14 protein-coding genes are annotated in these 18,467 nt (G+C 65.7%); 7 read left to right on the top strand and 7 right to left on the bottom strand.

From position 1 onward, the window contains the following. Window positions 1–118 precede the first annotated feature (118 nt). Window positions 119–1,186, top strand: a complete 1,068-nt coding sequence (locus A6B35_RS10555) for a pyridoxal phosphate-dependent aminotransferase (protein ID WP_040583376.1) — start codon at window positions 119–121, stop codon at window positions 1,184–1,186. A 25-nt stretch (window positions 1,187–1,211) separates the two neighbouring features. Continuing rightward, a complete protein-coding gene (locus tag A6B35_RS10550) occupies window positions 1,212–2,117 on the top strand; it encodes an allantoinase PuuE (RefSeq protein WP_006204234.1) in 906 nt (301 codons plus the stop codon). Between the two features lie 38 nt (window positions 2,118–2,155). Here the strand turns inward: A6B35_RS10550 and A6B35_RS10545 are convergent, their stop codons facing one another. The 3 genes from A6B35_RS10545 to A6B35_RS10535 form a co-directional block, all read right to left on the bottom strand. Next, on the bottom strand, window positions 2,156–4,576 hold the full coding sequence (locus tag A6B35_RS10545; protein ID WP_006204233.1) for a GcvT family protein: 2,421 nt from the start codon (window positions 4,574–4,576) through the stop codon (window positions 2,156–2,158). 145 nt (window positions 4,577–4,721) lie between these two features. Beyond that, window positions 4,722–6,377 carry an ABC transporter substrate-binding protein gene (locus A6B35_RS10540; protein WP_006204232.1) on the bottom strand — a complete coding sequence of 552 codons (1,656 nt, stop codon included), beginning with the start codon at window positions 6,375–6,377 and terminating at the stop codon, window positions 4,722–4,724. A gap of 193 nt (window positions 6,378–6,570) precedes the next feature. Continuing rightward, a complete protein-coding gene (locus A6B35_RS10535; protein ID WP_040583381.1) occupies window positions 6,571–7,458 on the bottom strand; it encodes a LysR substrate-binding domain-containing protein in 888 nt (295 codons plus the stop codon). A 184-nt stretch (window positions 7,459–7,642) separates the two neighbouring features. Here A6B35_RS10535 and A6B35_RS10530 point away from each other — a divergent pair, with 184 nt between their 5' ends. From A6B35_RS10530 to A6B35_RS10510, 5 genes are read left to right on the top strand one after another with little or no spacing between them, the layout of a single operon-like run. After that, window positions 7,643–9,061, top strand: coding sequence for an MmgE/PrpD family protein (locus A6B35_RS10530; RefSeq protein WP_244425996.1), 1,419 nt, complete (start codon window positions 7,643–7,645; stop codon window positions 9,059–9,061). Between the two features lie 60 nt (window positions 9,062–9,121). After that, the gene (locus A6B35_RS10525; protein WP_006204229.1) at window positions 9,122–10,030 is read left to right on the top strand and encodes a dihydrodipicolinate synthase family protein; all 909 of its coding nucleotides are present in this window, start codon (window positions 9,122–9,124) and stop codon (window positions 10,028–10,030) included. Between the two features lie 10 nt (window positions 10,031–10,040). Further along, window positions 10,041–11,012 (top strand): D-2-hydroxyacid dehydrogenase, encoded by a 972-nt coding sequence (locus A6B35_RS10520; protein ID WP_006204228.1) that lies wholly within the window; start codon window positions 10,041–10,043, stop codon window positions 11,010–11,012. Between the two features lie 20 nt (window positions 11,013–11,032). Continuing rightward, window positions 11,033–12,574: a trimethylamine methyltransferase family protein gene (locus tag A6B35_RS10515; RefSeq protein WP_006204227.1), complete on the top strand. Its 1,542-nt coding sequence runs from the start codon at window positions 11,033–11,035 to the stop codon at window positions 12,572–12,574. Window positions 12,575–12,604: 30 nt separating this feature from the next. Further along, window positions 12,605–14,098: an N-acyl-D-amino-acid deacylase family protein gene (locus tag A6B35_RS10510; protein ID WP_006204226.1), complete on the top strand. Its 1,494-nt coding sequence runs from the start codon at window positions 12,605–12,607 to the stop codon at window positions 14,096–14,098. Here A6B35_RS10510 and A6B35_RS10505 read toward each other — a convergent pair. The 4 genes from A6B35_RS10505 to A6B35_RS10490 are packed head-to-tail and all read right to left on the bottom strand — an operon-like array spanning window position 14,083 to window position 18,450. Then, window positions 14,083–14,748 carry a cysteine hydrolase family protein gene (locus A6B35_RS10505; protein ID WP_006204225.1) on the bottom strand — a complete coding sequence of 222 codons (666 nt, stop codon included), beginning with the start codon at window positions 14,746–14,748 and terminating at the stop codon, window positions 14,083–14,085. The genes A6B35_RS10510 and A6B35_RS10505 overlap by 16 nt on opposite strands. Further along, window positions 14,745–16,019, bottom strand: coding sequence for a Zn-dependent hydrolase (locus tag A6B35_RS10500; protein WP_006204224.1), 1,275 nt, complete (start codon window positions 16,017–16,019; stop codon window positions 14,745–14,747). Before A6B35_RS10500 ends, A6B35_RS10505 begins: the two co-directional genes overlap by 4 nt. Continuing rightward, a complete protein-coding gene (locus tag A6B35_RS10495; protein ID WP_006204223.1) occupies window positions 16,016–17,179 on the bottom strand; it encodes an NAD(P)/FAD-dependent oxidoreductase in 1,164 nt (387 codons plus the stop codon). Before A6B35_RS10495 ends, A6B35_RS10500 begins: the two co-directional genes overlap by 4 nt. Then, window positions 17,176–18,450, bottom strand: coding sequence for a Coenzyme F420 hydrogenase/dehydrogenase, beta subunit C-terminal domain (locus tag A6B35_RS10490; RefSeq protein ID WP_006204222.1), 1,275 nt, complete (start codon window positions 18,448–18,450; stop codon window positions 17,176–17,178). The genes A6B35_RS10495 and A6B35_RS10490 overlap by 4 nt, the downstream gene beginning before the upstream one ends. Window positions 18,451–18,467 lie beyond the last annotated feature (17 nt).

Below are 18,467 nucleotides of genomic sequence, written 5' to 3'. Positions count from 1 at the left end.
CCATTGCGCGGCTAGTTTTTGCTTGTGAACGCGCCGGCGGATTGTAGCCTGCCTGATGAGCCAGTCCGGCAGGGGTAGTTCACGAGATGACCGCCAGCAAAGTTCCCATGGGCCTGCCATGCCTCTGAAGGCTGCCGCTCACATAGAGGCCATGTCCGCCTTCGCTCTGGCGAATTTCGGTGGCTACGACCGGCCAACCCTTGCCCAGAACGAGAGCGCCTTTCCGCCCAGCCCAAAGGCGATCGCCGCCGGCCAGGACGCGATTGCCCGCAGCCATCTCTATCCCGACCCGGACTGGACGGCGCTGCGCGAGGCGATCGCGCAGGCCTATGGGGTCGAACGCAAGCTGATCCTGTGCGGCGCCGGTTCGATGGACCTGATCAGTTGCACCATCGCGGCGTTCGCGGGACCGGGCGACGAGGTGTTGGGCACCGCCTATGCCTATAATTTCGCGGCCTCCGCCGCGGCGCGCGCCGATGCGGCCTACATCAAGGCGGCGGAACAGGATTTTGCCGTTTCGGTTGACAGCATTCTCGCTGCCGTGACGCCGGCGACGCGGATCGTCTTCGTCTGCAATCCCGGAAATCCGACCGGCACCCGCATCCGCAACGCCGAACTTTTGCGCTTGCGCGCCGCCTTGCGCGGCGACGTGCTCTTGGTGATCGACCAGGCTTATGGCGAGTTCGACGACCAGGATGCGCGGCCGATCTTTGCGCTCGTCGGGCGCGGCGACACCGTCGTGTTGCGCACGCTGTCCAAGGCCTATGGCCTGGCCGGCGCGCGCGTCGGCTGGGGGCTGTTTCCGCCTGCGGTGGCGGCCGAAGTGCGCAAGATGCAGAACTCGAACCAGGTCACCACGTCGAGCCTCGCAATGGCGGTCGCCGCCGTCGAGGACCAGGCCTATGTGCGCGAAACGGTGGCCCGCACAGCCGGGATTCGCGACCGGTTCGCGCATGATCTGCGGGCTGCCGGATATGATGTACCCGAAAGCCGGACGAACTTCGTGCTGATCCGGTTCCCCGACGCAGCCGCCGCCGAGGCCGCCGAAAGTGCCTTACGCGATGCCGATCTCATCGTGCGCAGCCTCGGCGGCTACGGCCTCACGGACTGCCTGCGCGCAACGGTCGGCCCGCAGGAGATGATGGACCGGGCGCTGCGCATCATGACCGACAGGCGCGGCGGATAGCTGTATCCGAGGGGAGAGTTGAGACATGCCGTATCTGCCCGCCCGTGACTTCGTCGGCTATGGCGACAAGCCGCCTTTGGCCGAATGGCCCGGCGGCACCAAGCTGGCGCTCAACATCGTCGTCAACTACGAGGAAGGCGCCGAGTACAGCATCGACGAAGGCGACAATGTTTCCGAGGCGATCCTGTCGGACCTTGCCGTGTCGCCCGCGGTGCCGGGCCTGCGCAACCGCAACATGGAATCGCTCTACGAGTACGGCTCGCGCGTCGGCGTCTGGCGACTGCTGTCGCTGTTCGGGGATAAGAACATCGTTCCGACCTTCTATGTGGTCGGGCGGGCGCTGGAGCTCAATCCGGACGCCGGCAAGGCGATCGCCGCACTCGGCAGCGACATCGTCTGTCATGGCTGGCGCTGGATCGACTACGCGCCGCTGAGCGAAGCGGAAGAGCGGCAACACATCGCGATGACGGTCGACGCCGTGCAGCGGATCACCGGCATCCGCCCGCTCGGCTGGTACACCGGCCGGCCCAGCCTCAACACGCGCCGGCTGGTGGTGGAGCATGGCGGCTTCCTGTTCGATTGCGACGACTACAATGACGACCTGCCCTATTTCGTCGAGGTCGGGTCCAGGCGACATCTGGTCGTCCCGCACAGCTTCGACAACAATGACAGCCGCTTCTCGCGCGGCTCGGGCCTGGAGACCGGCAGCCAGTTCTTCGAATATGTCGGCGATGCGGTCGACTGGCTTGTGGCGGAAGGCCGGACGACACCGCGCATGATGACGGTGTCGCTGCACTGCCGGCTGGCGGCACGGCCGGGCCGCATGATTGGACTGGCCCGCTTCCTCGACAAGATCAAGGCCAATCCCGACATCTGGATCTGCCGCCGCTCGGACCTTGCCCAACATTGGCTGAACCGGTTCGGCGGCTGAGGATCATGCGGCGGTTTGAGACCGCCGAACGGGTCTCTCTATGCCCGTAGCCGCTTGCCTTCGGGGTCGAAGGGCGGCTCACTCAAAAGCACGGCGTCGTGCGGGCGCCCGAGAATAGCAACCGACACTTTGTCGCCGGGCCTCGCCGAGCCGGCCTTGACATAGCCGAGTGCCAGCGACTGCTCGACGAAGTAGCCATAGGCGCCTGAGGAGACCTGGCCGATCGGCGTGCCGTCCTGCAGGAAGATCGGCTCGCCGCCGGTCGCATCGGCATCCTTGGCGTCGATCGACAGCATGATCAGCTCGTCACGCGCCGGCCTGTCGGCGATGGCGGCGTAGGCGTCGCGGTTGAGGAACTTGCCCTTGTCCATTTTGACAAGCCGGTCGAACTTGACCTCCTGCGGCCAGTATTCGGGCGAATATTCGCGGCTCCAGCTGCCGTAGCCCTTTTCGACCCGCAGCGACATCAGCGCGCGCGAGCCGACCGGCCCGGCACCGACTTCGCTGCCCGCCTTGAGCAAGGCGCTGTAGAGTTCGACCTGGCTGGCTGCCGGGCAATAGAGTTCCCAGCCCAGGTCGCCTGTAAACGAGACCCGGAGCGCCACCACATCGACGCCGGCGACGGTGATCTGGCGCGAGCGCATGAAGGGAAATGCTTGCGTCGACAGATCGGCATTGGTCAGCCGCTGCAGCAATTCGCGCGACTTCGGGCCGGCGACGTTGAAGCCGCAAAAGTCCTCGGTGCGCGAGCGGAACGTCGTGCCTTCGGGCAGCGGGACAGCCTTGAAGAACCTTTGATGGAAGCGTTCGGCCATGCCTGAACCGAACACCCTGAACTCGTCATCGGCGAGCTTCGTCACGGTGAAGTCGCCGGCAATGCCGCCGCGCTTGCCGATCAGCGGCGTCAGGCAGGAGCGGCCGATCTCCGTCGGCATGCGGTTGGCGAATAGCGCGTTGAGCCAGGCTTCCGCGCCCGGTCCCTTGACCTCGTATTTGGCAAAATTCGACACGTCGATGATGCCGGCATGCTCGCGCAGCATGCGCGCCTCGCGGCCGACCGGCCCCCACCAGTTCTGGCGGGTGAAGCCGATCGTCTCCTCGCGCGGTTCGCCCTCGGCGGCGAACCAGAGCGGGTGCTCCCAGCCGAAATTGAGGCCGAAGACGGCGCCCATCTGCTTTTGCATGTCATAGGCAGGGCGGGTGCGGACCGGGCGCCCGGCGGCGCGCTCCTCGTTGGGGAAATGGATCTTGAAGCGGTGGCTGTACTGATCCTGCACGCGGGCCTTGGTGAAGGCCTTGCCGGCCCAGTGGCCGAAGCGCGCCATGTCCCACGCGAACATGTCGAGCGAAGGCTCGCCCTCGATCATCCACTCGGCCGCCAGCTTGCCCATGCCGCCCGACTGCGAGAAACCCGGAATGATGCCGTTGCAGCAGAAGTAGTTCTGCAATTCCGGCGCCGGGCCGAACAGCACGGCGCTGTCGGGCGACCAGATCATCGGGCCGTTGATGACGCGCTTGACGCCTGCCGTGCCGGCCGCTGGAACACGGGCAATGGCGCGCACCATATTGTCCTCGATGCGGTCGAGATCGTCGGGAAACAATTCATGGCCGAAGTCGAGCGGCGTTCCTTCCTCGGCCCAGAACTTCATGTTGCGCTCATAGGCGCCGATGAGCAGGCCGAGCCCTTCCTGGCGCAGGTAATATTCGCCGTCGCGGTCGGCGACCGAGGGCAGCCGGCGGCCCATGGCGGCGATTTCGGGAATCGTCTCGGTGACGAAATACTGGTGCTCGGTGGGGATCAGCGGCAGTTGCAGGCCGGCCATGGCGGCGACCTCGCGACCCCACAGGCCGGCGGCGTTGATCACCCATTGCGTGCGGATATCACCCTTCGGCGTGCGCACGATCCAGCTGCCGTCTGCTTGAGCCTCCGTCGCGGTGACCGGCGTGAAGCGATGGATCTCAGCGCCGCGCTGGCGGGCACCCGCCGCATAGGCCGCAGTGACGCCGGACGGGTCGACGTTGCCGCCTTCCGGCTCGTACATGATGCAGCGAATGCCGTCGAAATCGACCAGCGGATGCAGCCGCTCCGCCTCGTCGCGCGCGACCTCGTAGAAATTCATCTTGTAGCGCCGCGCCTTGGCTTCCTGGAGCCGCAGCTGGTGCTCGCGCGCCTCGGTCTGGGCGAGATAGAGCGAACCCGGCTGGAAGATGCCGCAGCCCTGGCCGGTCTCGGTCTCCAGCTCCTTGTACAAGGCCATGGTGTAGTGCTGCAGGCGGCTGATGTTGGTGGAATCATGCAGGCCGTGAATGTTGGCCGCCGCATGCCATGTCGAACCTGACGTCAACTCGTCGCGCTCCAAAAGCACGACATCGGACCAGCCGAATTTGGCGAGATGATAGAGGATGGAGCAGCCGATCAGGCCGCCGCCAATGACAACGGCTTGTGCATGAGTACGCATATCCAGATTTCTTCCCTTTGTTCGGCGACTGTCTTTTAGCGCTGCGGCCAGCGCCTTGCGATTGTCCTGATTGGTTGGCGCCGTCGCCCGGCGTATGTCCAGGGGCGATTGGAGGCCGTCCCTGGACCATTGCTGTCACCCTCGGCTACGCCTTGTCGAGCCAGACCGTATCCAGCTGCAACTCGAAGGTCTGATGCATCTTGAGGTTCTTCACATAGGCGGCGTGGTGGCGGTAGAGCGAACGCCAGAACGACTGCACGAGAACGCCCGAATCCTGCAGGATGAACTCGACGTCCTTCATCAGCTCCTTGCGCTTGGCCGGGTCGGCGACGGCCAGTGCCGCATTGAGCTTCTTGTCGAAGTCGGGATTGGCATAGGCGGACTCGTTCCAGGCTTCGCCGCTGCGATAGGCAAGCGCCAGCACCTGCACGCCAAGCGGACGCATGCCCCATTCGGTGGTCGACCACGGATATTTCGTCCAGTCGTTCCAGAAGGACGTTCCCGGAATGATCGTCCGCTTCACCTTGATGCCGGCCTCGCGCAACTGCGCGGCGACGACGTCGGCAGGGTCCTTCACATAGTCGGCATCGTAGGAGATGAGCTCGAACTCGTGATCCATCTGACCGGCCTCGGTCATCAGCGCCTTGGCCTTGGCGAGATCGCGCGGCACTTTCGGCAGTTCGTAATATTCCGGATGGATCGGGCAGACATGGTGGTTTTCGGCGACCTGGCCAAGGCCACTGTAGCCGAGCTTGAGCACGGTCTCGTTGTCGACGGCGAGCTGGATGGCGTTGCGCACCCGTTTGTCGTCATAGGGTTTGTTGGTCACATTGGTGCGCAGCACGATCGTGCCGGCGGTGACGACGGATTCCTTGACCAGGCCCATGCTGTCGTAGAGGTCCACGGTGCCGCCGACCGTCTGGTAATTGCAGTCGATCTCGCCCGCCTCGAAGGCGCTGGCGATAGCCGGGTTCGAAGCGTCCGCCCCATAGTCGGTCCAGTCGACGCCGTCGAGATAGGTTTCGCCGCCGAACCAGGTGAAGTCCTTGCGCCGCCTGACCGAGGCCGACTCGCCGACTTTGTACGAGATCAGCTCATACGGGCCGGTGCCGGGCGTCTTCGTCATGTCCGCGCCATCCTTGTCGAAGTTGCGATGGACGATGATCGCCGGATAGTCGGCGAAGCCCGGAATGATGGTGACGTCGGACTGGCCGCATTTCAGCTTCACCGTATACTCGTCGACCTTGGTGATGGCGCCGGCAATGGCCTTCTTGGTGGCGGGGTCGATCAGCGTGGCCATGCGGCCGGCCATCGAGTTGCCCTCGGCCGCCTTGTCGCACCAGCGCTCGATGTTGACGACGATGTCGTCGGCGTTGAGCTCGTCGCCGTTCGACCATTTCACGCCCTTGCGCACATGCAGCGTGTACTCGGTGGCGTCGTCGCTGACCTCCCAGCTCTCGAGCAGATGACCCTCGAAGGTGAAGTCGGTGGTGTAGCGGATCATGTAGTCATTGCACTGGCGCATCACGTTGGCCATTTCCGACCAGTCCCACAGGCGCGGGTCCTTCATGTCCTTGATGATCATCTGCATCCTCAGGATGCCGCCCTTCTTGCCCGGCTCCGGGGCAGCGGCCCGGGCGGGTGCGATACCGGCCATCGAGTATGCAAGCGCCGTGGAGGCGCCCATCGCGCTCGCCAAGGCAAGAAATTCGCGGCGATCCATCCTGCCGCTTCTGACTTCTTCTGCGTAGCTTTCGATGACGGCCGGGACGCGGTCACCGTTGCTCTTGAAAATCGTCATTGTGATTCTCCGGTTTGGGCTTTCCGCCCGTTACATTCCCCATTGCGAGGAGAATGTTAGAGGCGATGCAAAAATCCCGGAAGGGCTCAAGCCCGAGCAAACCGCAGAAAACCGGCTATTGAGACCTAATAAAACAATGCCATTGACGTCTCAAATTTTTTCGTGCGGAGGCGATCCCCGGCAATCGACAGCTTCAGGCGCTGTCCTCCTGGGCGCGCGCAAGGATCCATTCCCGCACCGTGCGCGCGATGGTTCCCTTCGAAAGCTGGTTCTCCGTGAGGTAGTAATTCCACGGGCTCGGCGGCCGGATCGGGAACGGTTCGACGAGCAGGCCGCGCCGCAGATAGGCGTGGGCAAGCGAGCGCTGGGTGGCGACGAGCCCCGCCCCCATGGCGGCGAGTTCGAGCGCGATGTTGGAGGCGTTCGTGGTCAGGCCCTTGTCGTATTCCTCCATGTCGACGCCAAGCGCCGACGTGACGACCTGCCAGTATTCCTGGCGGCCATGCACGAAGATCCAGTCGACCTTGAGGATGTCCGGCGGTACCTTCAGCGCGTGCTCGCCATCGAGCAGTGCCGGCGCACAGAGCAGAACCAGATCGTCGTTCCAGAGCGGGATGCCGGCCGGCGGCCGATCGTCGAAACGCCGTGTCGAGATGGTGATGTCGGCGATCTGTTCGCTGAGATCCTCCCAGATCGTGCCATGCAGCACGATCTCGATTTCGGGATGCTTCTTGCGGAAGGCTGCCATGCAGCCGGCCAGCCAGTTCTCCGCCAGGCTCATCGGGCAGGAGACGACCACGGTGCGGTTGCGCGACGAGGTGACGATCGCCTCCGTCGCCTGGTCGATCTGATCCAGCGCCTGACGCAGCGTCGGCAGGAACGCCTCGCCCATCTCGGTCAGCTTGAGGCTGCGCGGGTAGCGTATGAACAGCTGCCGGCCGATATAGTGCTCGAGCGAGCGGACATGCGTGCTGACCGCGGCCTGCGTGTAGCCAAGTTCCTTGGCAGCCAAAGTGAAACTCAGATGACGGGCCGAACTCTCGAAGGAGCGGATATAGTTCAAAGGGGGCGGCGGCTTCATCTCGAACTCCTGCGACATGCGTGGGACAACTATCCCACGGGGTAGGTATCGCACGGACGGGCCGCCGTTCAATCGCGCGCAGGCGACGAGACGTAGATATTTTTGGCCAAAGCCGCCAAACTAATTGCGTGAAAGCACGATGAACCCAAATTAATGATGTCGTGACGACAGAGGGAGTAGAGCAGTGGCAGTGTCGCCCCATCGGCGCGAAGGGCCTGACGCGAGTGCCGAAATTGCCGTTCGCCTGGCCGACTTCGTGTTGCGGCGGCCGGCGTCGGTTTTCCCGACAGCGGTGCTGGAACAGGCACGCTATTTGCTGCTCGACACGATCGGGATTGCCATTGCTGCCGGCCCGATGGAAGCGGGCAGGATCGCCCGCGATGGGGCTACCCTGCTCTACGGCTCCAGCGACCCGCAGCATTCGGCGCGTATGCTTTTCGATGGCCGTCGCGTCAGCATTGCGGGTGCTGCCTACGCGGCGGCGACGCAGATCGACAATCTCGACGGTCATGACGGATACAGCCCGACCAAGGGTCATATCGGCGTGGTGGTGGTGCCGGCGCTGGCGGCGCTTGCCGAGTCCCGTCCCGATCTCACCGGCCCGGAGGCACTGGCGGCCCTGATCGTCGGCTACGAAGTCGCCGGCCGGGCCGGCATCGCGCTGCATGCGACCGTGTCGGACTATCATACGTCTGGCGCCTGGAATGCCCTCGGCGTGGCCGCCGTGGCGGCGCGGCTGCGGCGGCTCAGCGACGGGCAACTGCGCGAGGCGCTTGGCATTGCCGAATATCACGGCCCGCGCAGCCAGATGATGCGCGAGATCGCCACCCCGACGATGCTGCATGACGGGTCCGGCGTCGGTGCGCTGACCGGACTGTCGGCCGCGGTGCTCGCCGAGCGCGGCTTCACCGGCGCGCCTGCGATCACGGTCGAGGCGCCCGAAGTCGCTGAACATTGGCAGGATCTCGGCGCCTTCTGGCAGGTGCTGCACCAATATGTGAAGCCGTATCCGATCTGCCGCTGGGCGCATGCGGCCATCGACGCGACGCGCGGGCTTTGCCTGGCGCATCATCTGTCGCCGGCCGACATCAAGCACATTCAGGTCAACAGCTTCCGCTATGCGGCAACGCTGTTCGACGGCATGCCGGACACGACGTCGAAGGCGCAATACAGCCTGCGCTTCGCCGTCGCGACCTTCATCATGCATGGCCGCATCGGGCTGGAGCACATCTCCGGCAATGGGCTCGAGGACGCCGCCGTGGCGGATATGCTGAGCCGCATCACGGTCTCGGAATCGGAACGCCACACCGCCCGCTTCCCGGCAGGCCGCTGGGCCGATGTCGTCGTCACCACGACCGACGGGCGGGTCCTGATGTCGGGCGATGTCCATGCACGCGGCGGACCGGAGGCGCCGCTGACGGATGCTGAAATCGAGGCCAAATACATGGAGTTCGCGGCACCTGTGCTTGGACAGGGCCGCGCCGGCGCGATCCGCGATGCAGTGCTGTCGCTCAGCGACCCGGACGGCCTCTTCTCCGATCTCTCGGTGTTGCTCTACGATCCTCCGGTGATCACCAAGATGCATCAGCGGCCGGCGTGGTAGTGCCCGGACGGCAGCGGCGGTGGTCAGACACCGAACACGATCACGCACAAGAGGACATCCATGACCCGCCCGCAAGGAACCATCGCACCGATCCTGACGCCGTTCGAAGATGACGGCAGCATCGCCCGCGATCTGTGGGTATCCCATGCCAAATGGGTACTGGACCAGGGCGCGCATTTCCTGTCGCCGTTCGGCACTACGGGTGAGGCGCTGTCAATCTCGCTGCGCGAACGCATGCAGGCGCTGGAATGGCTGGTCGAGGCCGGCATTTCGCCGAGACGGCTGATGCCCGGCACCGGCGTCACGGCGCTGCCTGAAACCGTCGAACTGTCGGCGCATGCGGTCGGCCTCGGCTGCGCCGGGGTGATGGTGCTGCCGTCCTTCTTCTACACCGCCGCCGGCGACAGCGGCCAGGCCCGCTACTACAGCGAACTGATCGAGAAGGTGGCGAATCCGGCGCTGAAGATGATCCTCTACCACATCCCGCAGAACTCCGGCGTGCCGGTGAGCCCGGCCCTGACCGCCCGGTTAAGTAAAGCGTTTCCCGACACCGTCGTCGCCTACAAGGACAGCGCCGGCGACTGGAGCAACACGGCGGCGGTGATTGCCGCGGCACCCGAGGTCGCGGTGTTCCCGAGCTCGGAGGCGCAGCTGACCAAGGGCCTTGCCAGCGGCGCGGCGGGCTGCATCTCTGCGACCGTCAACCTCAATGCGGCTGCCATCCGGGCGGTCTACGACGCGGCGCGCGCCGGCAAGGATGTTGCCGAGGCGGATGCGGCGATCAAGGCGTTCCGGAAGGTGATCCAGGATGCAGGATTGATCCCGGCGATGAAGGCGGTGCTGGCGGTTCGTTCCGGCGACAGGCGTTGGGTGAACCTGCGCGCACCGCACGAGAATGCGACGCTCGAAAGCGGCGAAAAACTGCTGACCGCGCTCGGTCCTGCGGCCGATCACATCGGCCGGGGCTGAGAGCGGCAGCATGTCCCCTCGCCCGTCCGTCATCCTGCACACCGACCGCCCGGACGCGGCACTTGCCGTGCTCAAGGAGACGCATCCGGATCTCGCGGTCCACGCCTGCGACAGCTACGCGGCGCTGCGCGAGATGATCGAGCGCGTGGCAGCGGAAGTTGTCTATTCCATCCGCTTCGACGGCACGCCGCGATATCCGCGCCAGGCCCTAACCGAAAGCCCGACCGTGAAATGGGTATCGATCGGCGGCTCGGGCACGGATCACCTCGGGCCCTGGGATCCGAAACGGCTGACCGTCACCAATTCCGCCGGCGTCGCCGCCGGCATGCTGGCGGAATACGCGCTCGGCGCCATGCTGTCCTTCTCGCTCGACCTGCGCGGCTTCGAACGCCGCCAGCAGGCGCGTCTCTGGGGCAGCGGCGGCCGCGTCGAGCCGATCGAAGGCAAGACGGTTCTCATCGTCGGCCTTGGCAAGACGGGCACGGCTGTCGCCAGCCGCGCGCAGGCGATGGGCCTGCACACGCTGGGTATTCGCGCGCGTCCAAAAGCCATGCCGTGCCTCGACGAGGTGCATGGGCCGGACGCGCTGCTTGAATTGCTTGGACGCGCCGATTTCATCGTCTGTTGCGTGCCGCTTGTGCCCAGCACGCGCGGCCTGCTCGGCAAGGCGGCCTTCGCCGCGATGAAGCCGTCCGCCGTAGTGATCGATATCTCGCGCGGCGGCGTGGTCGATGAGGCCGCGCTGCTCGAAGCCCTCGACGGCAAGCGGATCAAGGGTGCGGCGCTCGACGTCTTTGCGACCGAACCGCTGCCGGCCGACCATCCGCTGTGGGGCTACGACAATGTCGCCATCACCCCGCATTGCGCGGCGGTCTATGACGGCTGGGACGTCAAGTCGGTGCGCATGTTCGCCGACAATCTGGCGCGCTACCGCAGCGGTGAACCGCTGGAGAATGTGGTGAACCCGGAGCGCGGCTACTGAGCTGAAAGGGGAAGAGACTTATGACGCAGGACAGGCGCGGCGGGGGCCGCAGGTCGAGGCTGGAACGCGGCGGTGGCGGCATCGCGCAGCTGCCCTGGCAGCATGTCGAGAACCCCTATCCGCCGATGCAGCTGCTCGACGAGGAGCGGATGGAGCGGCTGCACGACACGTCGATGCGCATCCTGTCGGAACTCGGCATCCGCGTCATGAGCGAGCGGGTGATGGACCTGTTCGCCGCAGCAGGCGCCATCGTCGACCGCGAGAACAAGACCATCAGGATCGACGAAAGCCTGGTGCGCGAAGCGCTGCGGGCGGTTCCATCCTCGTTCACGCTGACCAGCCGCAATCCTGAGAAGCAGGTCCATCTTGGCGGCAATTCGCTGGTGTTCGGGCTGGTGGCCGGTCCGCCCAATGTGCATGACCGCATCAACGGCCGCCGCCAGGGCAATCTGCCCGACTACCAGAACTTCATCCGGCTGGCGCACCACTTCAATGCCATCCACATCATCGGCAACCAGGTGGTGGCGCCGATGGAGCTGCCGACCAATTCGCGTCATCTCGACACCTACCATGCCAATCTGACGCTCAGCGACCTCTCCTTCCACTGTACGGCGATCGGCCGCGCCAGGGCAATGGACGGCATCAACATGATGGCGATCGCGCGCGGCATCAGCGTCGAGGCGATGCGGGCGTCCCCGGGCGTGACGACGATCATTTCGATCAACTCGCCACGCCTGTTCGACGACGCCATGGCCGAGGGCCTGATCGCGATGGCCGAGCACGGCCAGCCGGTGACGGTGACCCCCTTCACCCTGATGGGCGCGATGACGCCGGTGACCTTGGCGGCAGCACTTTGCCAGCAGAACGCCGAAGCGCTGTTCGGCGTGGTGCTGACCCAGCTCGTCAACCCGGGCACGCCGGTGATGTACGGCGCCTTCACTTCCAATGTCGACATGAAGTCGGGGGCGCCGGCCTTCGGCACGCCGGAGAATGCCAAGGCCAACATCATCGCCGGCCAGTTGGCGCGGCGCTACAATTTGCCCTACCGCACCTCCAACGCCAATGCGTCGAATGTGGTCGACCTGCAGGCCGCCTACGAGACGGAAATGGCGACCTGGGGCGCGGTGCTCGGCGGCGCCAATTTGATCTACCATGCGGCCGGCTGGCTGGAGGGCGGCTTGACGGCTTCCTATGAAAAGCTCGTCCTCGATGTCGAGATCCTGCAGAACATGATGGAGTTCCTGCGGCCGCTGCCGTTCCAGGAGGACGATCTCGGCTTCGAAGCGATCAAGTCGGTGCCGGCCGGCGGCCATTTCTTCGGCGCCGAGCACACCATGTCGCGCTACACGACCGCCTTCTACCAGCCGATGCTGTCCAACTGGCAGAACCATGGCGCCTGGCAGGAAGCGGGCGGCAAGGACGCGCTCGAACGGGCGACCGAGCTCTGGCAGCAGGCGCTGCACGACTACGAGGAGCCGGTCATGGACGCCGCGATCCGCGAAGAGCTCGACGCCTATGTCGCGCGACGCCGCGAGGAGATCGCCGCCAATCCGGAAGGCTAGGGTGGCCTGCGGAAAGAGGAAAATGCCCTGATGTCCTATGACCTCATCCTGCGCAATGCGACCTTGATTTCAGGCGACGGTTCGGCGCGCTTCAAAGCCGATCTCGCCATCGCCGGCGACAGGATCGCCGCCATCGGCGGGCTAAGCGATGCGCATGGCGCGCTGGAGATCGACGCCGCGGGCAAGATCGTGGCGCCTGGCTTCATCGACGTGCACACCCATGATGACGGCGCCCTGCTGGCACCGCACGGCATGGACCCGAAGATCAGCCAGGGCGTGACGACCGTGATCGCCGGCAATTGCGGGATCAGCCTTGCCCCGCTGCTGCTGGACAGTGCACCGCCACCGCCGTTCACGCTGGTCGGCGGCCAGGAGAATTTCCGCTTCGACCGCTTTGCCGACTACGTCGCCGAGCTGAAGCAAGGCGGCATCGCCACCAACGCTGCCCTGCTCGTCGGCCACACGACGTTGCGCCAGCGCTGCATGCCGGTCACCGACCGCGCCGCGAACGAAGCGGAGACGGCGCTGATGCAGGACGCCGTGGCGCAGGCGATGGCTGAAGGCGCCTTCGGGCTCAGCACCGGCCTCGACTATCCGCCGGCCGTCAAATCCTCGACCGAAGAGGTCAAGGCGCTGGCCGCAACGGCGGCAAGCCTCGGCGGGCCCTATGTCACCCATACGCGCAACTATTTCGAGACCATGGACGAGGCGATCGAGGAGGCCATCGACATCGCCGACCATGCCGGCGGCAAGCTGGTGATCTCGCACCACCAATGCACGGGTCGCGCCAATTTCGGCAAGAGTGGTCCGTCGTTGAAACGCATCGACCGGGCGCGGCAGACGATGGACATCGGCATGGACGTCTATCCCTATGCCGCAAGCTCGACCGTGCTCAGGCTGGAGCGCTGCGACACCGGGTTGAAGATCCTGATCACCTGGTCCGACCCGCATCCCGAGATGGCCAGGCGCGAGATCGCCGACATTGCGCGCGAATGGAATTGTTCAGAACGCGAGGCGGGCCAACGATTGCTGCCGGCGGGCGCCGTCTATTTCCAGCTCGACGAGACCGACGTCCGCACCATCCTCGTCCATCCGCGCACCATGATCGGCTCGGACGGGCTGCCGCACGACATCCATCCGCATCCACGCCTGTGGGGCACGTTTCCGCGCGTGCTTGGCCACTATGCCCGCGATGTCGGCCTGTTCAGTCTGGAGGAGGCGGTGTTCCGGATGACGGGCCTGCCGGCGCGCGAATTCGGCATCCAGGAGCGGGGCACGCTGGCGGTGGGCAATTTCGCCGATCTGACGGTCTTCGACCCGCAGACGATCATCGACACCGCGACCTTCGAGGAGCCGCGTCAGCCAGCCGCCGGCATCGAGCATGTCTTCGTCAATGGCGTGTCCGTGTGGCGCGACGGCAAGGCGACCGGGGCGTTGCCGGGCACCGTCCTGCGCCCCTCGCCTTCAGCCAAAACGGTGAAGGTCAGCGCATGCGACTGCGGCGCCCATCACAAGGCTTCGTAGAGCCGGTCGACGGTTTCAAGCGTGTAGGTGAATTCCACCGGCCGCGTGCAGCGCCAGCCGTCGAAAGGCTGGCCGGCCAGCGCCTTCAGCGCCTCCGGCATGCGCAGGATGCCGCCGCCATAGAGGCGGTTGGCCATGTCGAGCATGCCGGTGCGATGCATGGCCTCGGTCATGCTGCCGCAGGCCTCCTTGACCAACCAGACCCTGAAACCCTGATAGACGGCGTCAAACACACTCTCGGTCACGCAACTGTCGGTGAGCACGCCGGTGACCATCAGGTTCTCGACCTTGAGTTCGGCGAGGCGCTGGGCGAGATCGGTCCTGCGAAAGCAACTCGGCCAGTGCTTGTGGATGACGATATCGCCCGGCAATGCCGCCACCTCGGCGCAGATCTCGGCGCCATTGCTGCCGGCCACGGCGGAGCGGAATTCCTCGGTCAGGATTTCCTCCTGCCTGGCATAACCATCGCGCTCCTCCGGCTTCACCCAGGCCTGGGCGTGGATGACGTGAACGCCCGCCGCACGCGCTGCCGCGATCAGGCGGGCGGCATTGGCGAGCACCGCGTCGTAGCCGATGACCGGCCAGGCGGCGCCGGGGCGGTATTCGTTCTGCAGGTCGATGACGAGCAAGGCAGTCGCGGCAAGGTTCATGGCTGATCCAAATTGTCGAAGTCGGTGACGAAGCGGGAAAGCAGACGGATCGCCTGGTCGAGATCGGCGATGTCCATCGCTTCATGTGGGTTGTGGCTGCCGTTCTCGTTGCGCACGAAGAGCATGGCGGTCGGGACACCGGCGCTGGCAAATGTCGCTGCATCGTGCCCGGCGCCGCTCGGCACATGCGGCACACGCATTTGCATGTCCTGGGCGGCGCGGTCGAGGCCGGCGATGAGTGCCGGCGACATCGTCGCCGGATCCCAGGTAAAACGCGGTCCGGCCTCGAAGGTGACGCCGCGCCTGGTGCCGACCTCGGCGAAGAGCGCCTGCAGCCGCGCCTCGATCCGCTCCAGCACGGCGGCGTCGGCGCTTCGCACATCGAGCGTGAAGCGGAGTTCGCCGAGCACGCGGCTGCCGCCATGCTGGCTCGGATCTGATTCCACGCGGCCGAAGGTGATGGTGGCCTCATGGCCGTCGCGCTCAAGCGCGTCCCACTCCGCTTCGAGGCCTGCGACGAGATCGGCAAAGCCGAGCACGCTGTCATGACGGGCAAAGCGCGGCTCGGCGCCGGAATGGCCATAGGCGCCGAGGCACTTCACATCGACATAGCGGAATCCACCGGCAATCCCGGTGACGATGCCGACCGGCACCTCGGCGGCCACCAGACGCGGCCCCTGCTCGATGTGGACTTCGACGAAGGCGGCGATACGGCTGGCGTCGATGCCGGCAACGCCACGCCTGACCGCGTCGGGATCGAAGCCTTCCTCCAGCATATGATCGGCCAAGGTGCGGCCGCTGTCGGATCGCCTGGCTTCGAGCGCCCGCGGCTGCAGCAGACCCAGCGCCGCCTCGCTGCCGGGATAGGACAGCGGAAACCACACGGCTTCCTCGGCGCGGGTCGCCAGCAGGATCAGATCGCGCGACGGCTGCATGTTCTGGCCGACAAGCTCGGCCATCACTGCCAGCCCCGCGACAACGCCGGCGGCGCCATCGAAATTGCCGCCATGCGGCACGCTGTCGAGATGCGAGCCGATGACGATCGCCGGCAGCTCGGAATTGCGGCCCTTCAGCGTCAGATAGAGATTGCCGGCGGCATCGACACGCGCCACTGCGCCGAGCTTTTCTGCTTCCTCGCGGACCATTGCGTGGGCAAGCCGCTCACCCGGACCGTAAGCCACGCGGGTTATGCCCGGTGCATCGGTGGTGGCTGCGGCCAGCCTGTCCAGCACCTGCCCGGCCAGCCTGCCGCCCGTCGTTAAGCTGGTCATGACGCGAACGCTTTCTGGAGGCGAGCGATCCGCAGCCGCCGCGGCGTCAGATCGGCCAGCGCCACGCCTTGCCTGGCGACATCGTCCGGCAGGCCGCCGCCCGCCATCAGGCTGGCGCAGACGCGCGACAAAGCGGGCGAGGTCTTGATGCCGTAACCGCCCTGCCCGACCAGCCAGATGAAATCCGGGACCTCGTCGTCGGGTCCGACGACCGGCGATCCGTCGGCGACGAAGGTCCTCAAGCCCGCCCAGGAACGCGACACGCGCTGCACTTCGATCGTCGTCGCCTGGCCGAGGCGCTCGGCGCCGATCGCGACATCGATATCCTCGGCATAGGCATCCATCGGCGCTGACGCCGTCGCATCGGCCGGCGAGACCAGCAACTGGCCGGCATCCGGCTTGAAGTAGAATTCGGCGCCGACATCGTTGACCAAAGGCCAGTCGGCGATGCTGACGCCGTCGGGCGCCGGGATGTTGAAGGCTGTGCGGCGCTTCGGCTGCAGGCCGATCGGGCGCACGCCGGCCATCATCGCGATCTCGTCGCCCCAGGCGCCGGCAGCGTTGACGATCCGTGGCGCAAGGAACGTCCCTGCTGGCGTTTCGACCCGCCACTGGCCGCCTTGCCGGCTGATGCCGGTGACGCCGGCATTGGTGACGATCTTCGCGCCGCACGCACGGGCGCCGCGCAAAAAACCCTGGTGCAGGCCGTTGACGTCGATATCCATCGAATACGGTTCGATGTAAGCGCCGGCGAGATAGTCGGCGCGCAGCACCGGCACGCGCGCAATCGCCTCGGTTGGCGTCATGGCGACGATCGAGGGAACCAGCGCCTGCGCCGTCTCCAGCTCCTGCTGCAGAAGGTCGAGCTGATCGCTGCGCGCCACTGTGATCATGCCGCGCTTGCTGAGCAGCGGATAATCGGAAAAACCAGCCGGCGGTTCGGTCAGGAACGCCCGGCTCGCCAGCACGATACGGCGGATGATGCCATTGCCGTAGTTTTCGGTGAAACTCGCCGCCGAGCGGCCGGTGGTGTGGTAGCCGCAATGGCTTTCCCGTTCGAGCAGAACCACCTTGGCAGTACGGGATATCTCGAAGGCGGCGCCGGCGCCGGCAATGCCGCCGCCGATGACGATGACCTCGGTCTGCTCGGCGGCGCTCATAAAAAACCTTCCTTCAACATGGCTGCACCGGCATCGTCACGCGATACGGCAGGCGGCTCGCCCAAACGGCCGCGCCGGGCACGGTCGCGGGCGCCGCGGCCCTCAGTCAGATTGTCGGCGAGCGCATTCTGCCGGGCGCAGTCTTCCAAGGCGAGATCGGTCACCACAGGCACAGGCTTGCCTGCGATCTCGATGCCCTTCAGCCGGGCCCACACGGCGCGGCGCTTGCGCACCTGATGCGATTGCAGTTCGCCGAGTTCGGCAAAGCTGGTCTCGCGCTTGATCGCCAACGCGCCGGCGGCAACAGCCGCATCGAACAGCTCGACGCCCCGCCTGGTGCGTATGATGATGCCGTTGAGCGGTTCATCCTCGACCGCCGGTCCGCCATTCAGCCAGGCGTCCGAGACGGCGATATCGGCCAGTTGGCCGATGGCGTCGGGGCAGATCTTGCAGCGCGGCTGGATCATCCATTTGTCCTCGTCTTCCCACAGCTGCCGGTAGCTGAGTTCGAAGGCGCGGCCATCCTTCGCTTCGATCCGGTTGAGGCCGGGATTGCCGTACCCGCGATAGCGGAACAGCGCGAGCTCGTCCTCGCGCAGCCCAAACCGCTGCAGCACCTGTTCCGATTTCGACAGGTCGGAGGCACCGCCGCAGACGAAGGCCAGCGCATAACGCATCTGCTCGTCAACACGCGGATCGAGCCGCGCCAGATTGCGCACGGCGGTGACGTCGCAGGGCTTGGCGATCAGCGCGAAGGGTTCGCCGCGATCGAGGATTTCACTAAAATCCAACAGCGGCGCCGCAGGCCCATAGCGCGAGCCCGCGCCTTCAAGCACCGAGGCGGCGTCGAAGCTTAGCCGGCGTTCGCTGCGCATCGGAGCCGACCGCGATGCCGCGACATGGAGGATGAATTTTACGCGGCCGGAAGTCAGCAGGAATTGGCCGAGCGCCGTCAGCACCCCGCCGCCAGAGCCGATGAACCGAACGGTGGAGTCTCCGGCGCAGCCGAGCACGAGCCGTTCGGCGGGTCCCCAGACGGGATCCGTAAGCGCGGCTTCACTTATCTGCGCTTGCGGCGGACCGGCGATGCGCGTTCCCGGACAGACGGCGTTGATCTGGATCAGCGTCGACTTGTCCAACGCCTGCCTCGCCACCGGCCGCTCGCGTCCTTCCGGCGTCATGACCATCTCGACCGCGCCGGGGCCGGCAAGCGACCGGCAAAGTCCGCAGCCGATGCACAGCCCGTTCTCGACGATCTCGCTCAACGACAAGGGATTGGCCGGAGGCG

The organism is Mesorhizobium amorphae CCNWGS0123, from assembly GCF_001686985.1.
Lineage (GTDB): Bacteria > Pseudomonadota > Alphaproteobacteria > Rhizobiales > Rhizobiaceae > Mesorhizobium > Mesorhizobium amorphae.
This window is presented reverse-complemented; position numbering and strand designations above follow the sequence as displayed.

What these genes read in the sequence shown, in the direction of transcription:
- A6B35_RS10555 (WP_040583376.1), top strand. Translation starts at nt 119, where the DNA reads ATGCCTCTGAAGGCTGCCGCTCACATAGAGGCCATGTCCGCCTTCGCT.
- A6B35_RS10550 (WP_006204234.1), top strand. Translation starts at nt 1,212, where the DNA reads ATGCCGTATCTGCCCGCCCGTGACTTCGTCGGCTATGGCGACAAGCCG.
- A6B35_RS10545 (WP_006204233.1), bottom strand. Translation starts at nt 4,576, where the DNA reads ATGCGTACTCATGCACAAGCCGTTGTCATTGGCGGCGGCCTGATCGGC.
- A6B35_RS10540 (WP_006204232.1), bottom strand. Translation starts at nt 6,377, where the DNA reads ATGACGATTTTCAAGAGCAACGGTGACCGCGTCCCGGCCGTCATCGAA.
- A6B35_RS10535 (WP_040583381.1), bottom strand. Translation starts at nt 7,458, where the DNA reads ATGAAGCCGCCGCCCCCTTTGAACTATATCCGCTCCTTCGAGAGTTCG.
- A6B35_RS10525 (WP_006204229.1), top strand. Translation starts at nt 9,122, where the DNA reads ATGACCCGCCCGCAAGGAACCATCGCACCGATCCTGACGCCGTTCGAA.
- A6B35_RS10520 (WP_006204228.1), top strand. Translation starts at nt 10,041, where the DNA reads ATGTCCCCTCGCCCGTCCGTCATCCTGCACACCGACCGCCCGGACGCG.
- A6B35_RS10515 (WP_006204227.1), top strand. Translation starts at nt 11,033, where the DNA reads ATGACGCAGGACAGGCGCGGCGGGGGCCGCAGGTCGAGGCTGGAACGC.
- A6B35_RS10510 (WP_006204226.1), top strand. Translation starts at nt 12,605, where the DNA reads ATGTCCTATGACCTCATCCTGCGCAATGCGACCTTGATTTCAGGCGAC.
- A6B35_RS10505 (WP_006204225.1), bottom strand. Translation starts at nt 14,748, where the DNA reads ATGAACCTTGCCGCGACTGCCTTGCTCGTCATCGACCTGCAGAACGAA.
- A6B35_RS10500 (WP_006204224.1), bottom strand. Translation starts at nt 16,019, where the DNA reads ATGACCAGCTTAACGACGGGCGGCAGGCTGGCCGGGCAGGTGCTGGAC.
- A6B35_RS10495 (WP_006204223.1), bottom strand. Translation starts at nt 17,179, where the DNA reads ATGAGCGCCGCCGAGCAGACCGAGGTCATCGTCATCGGCGGCGGCATT.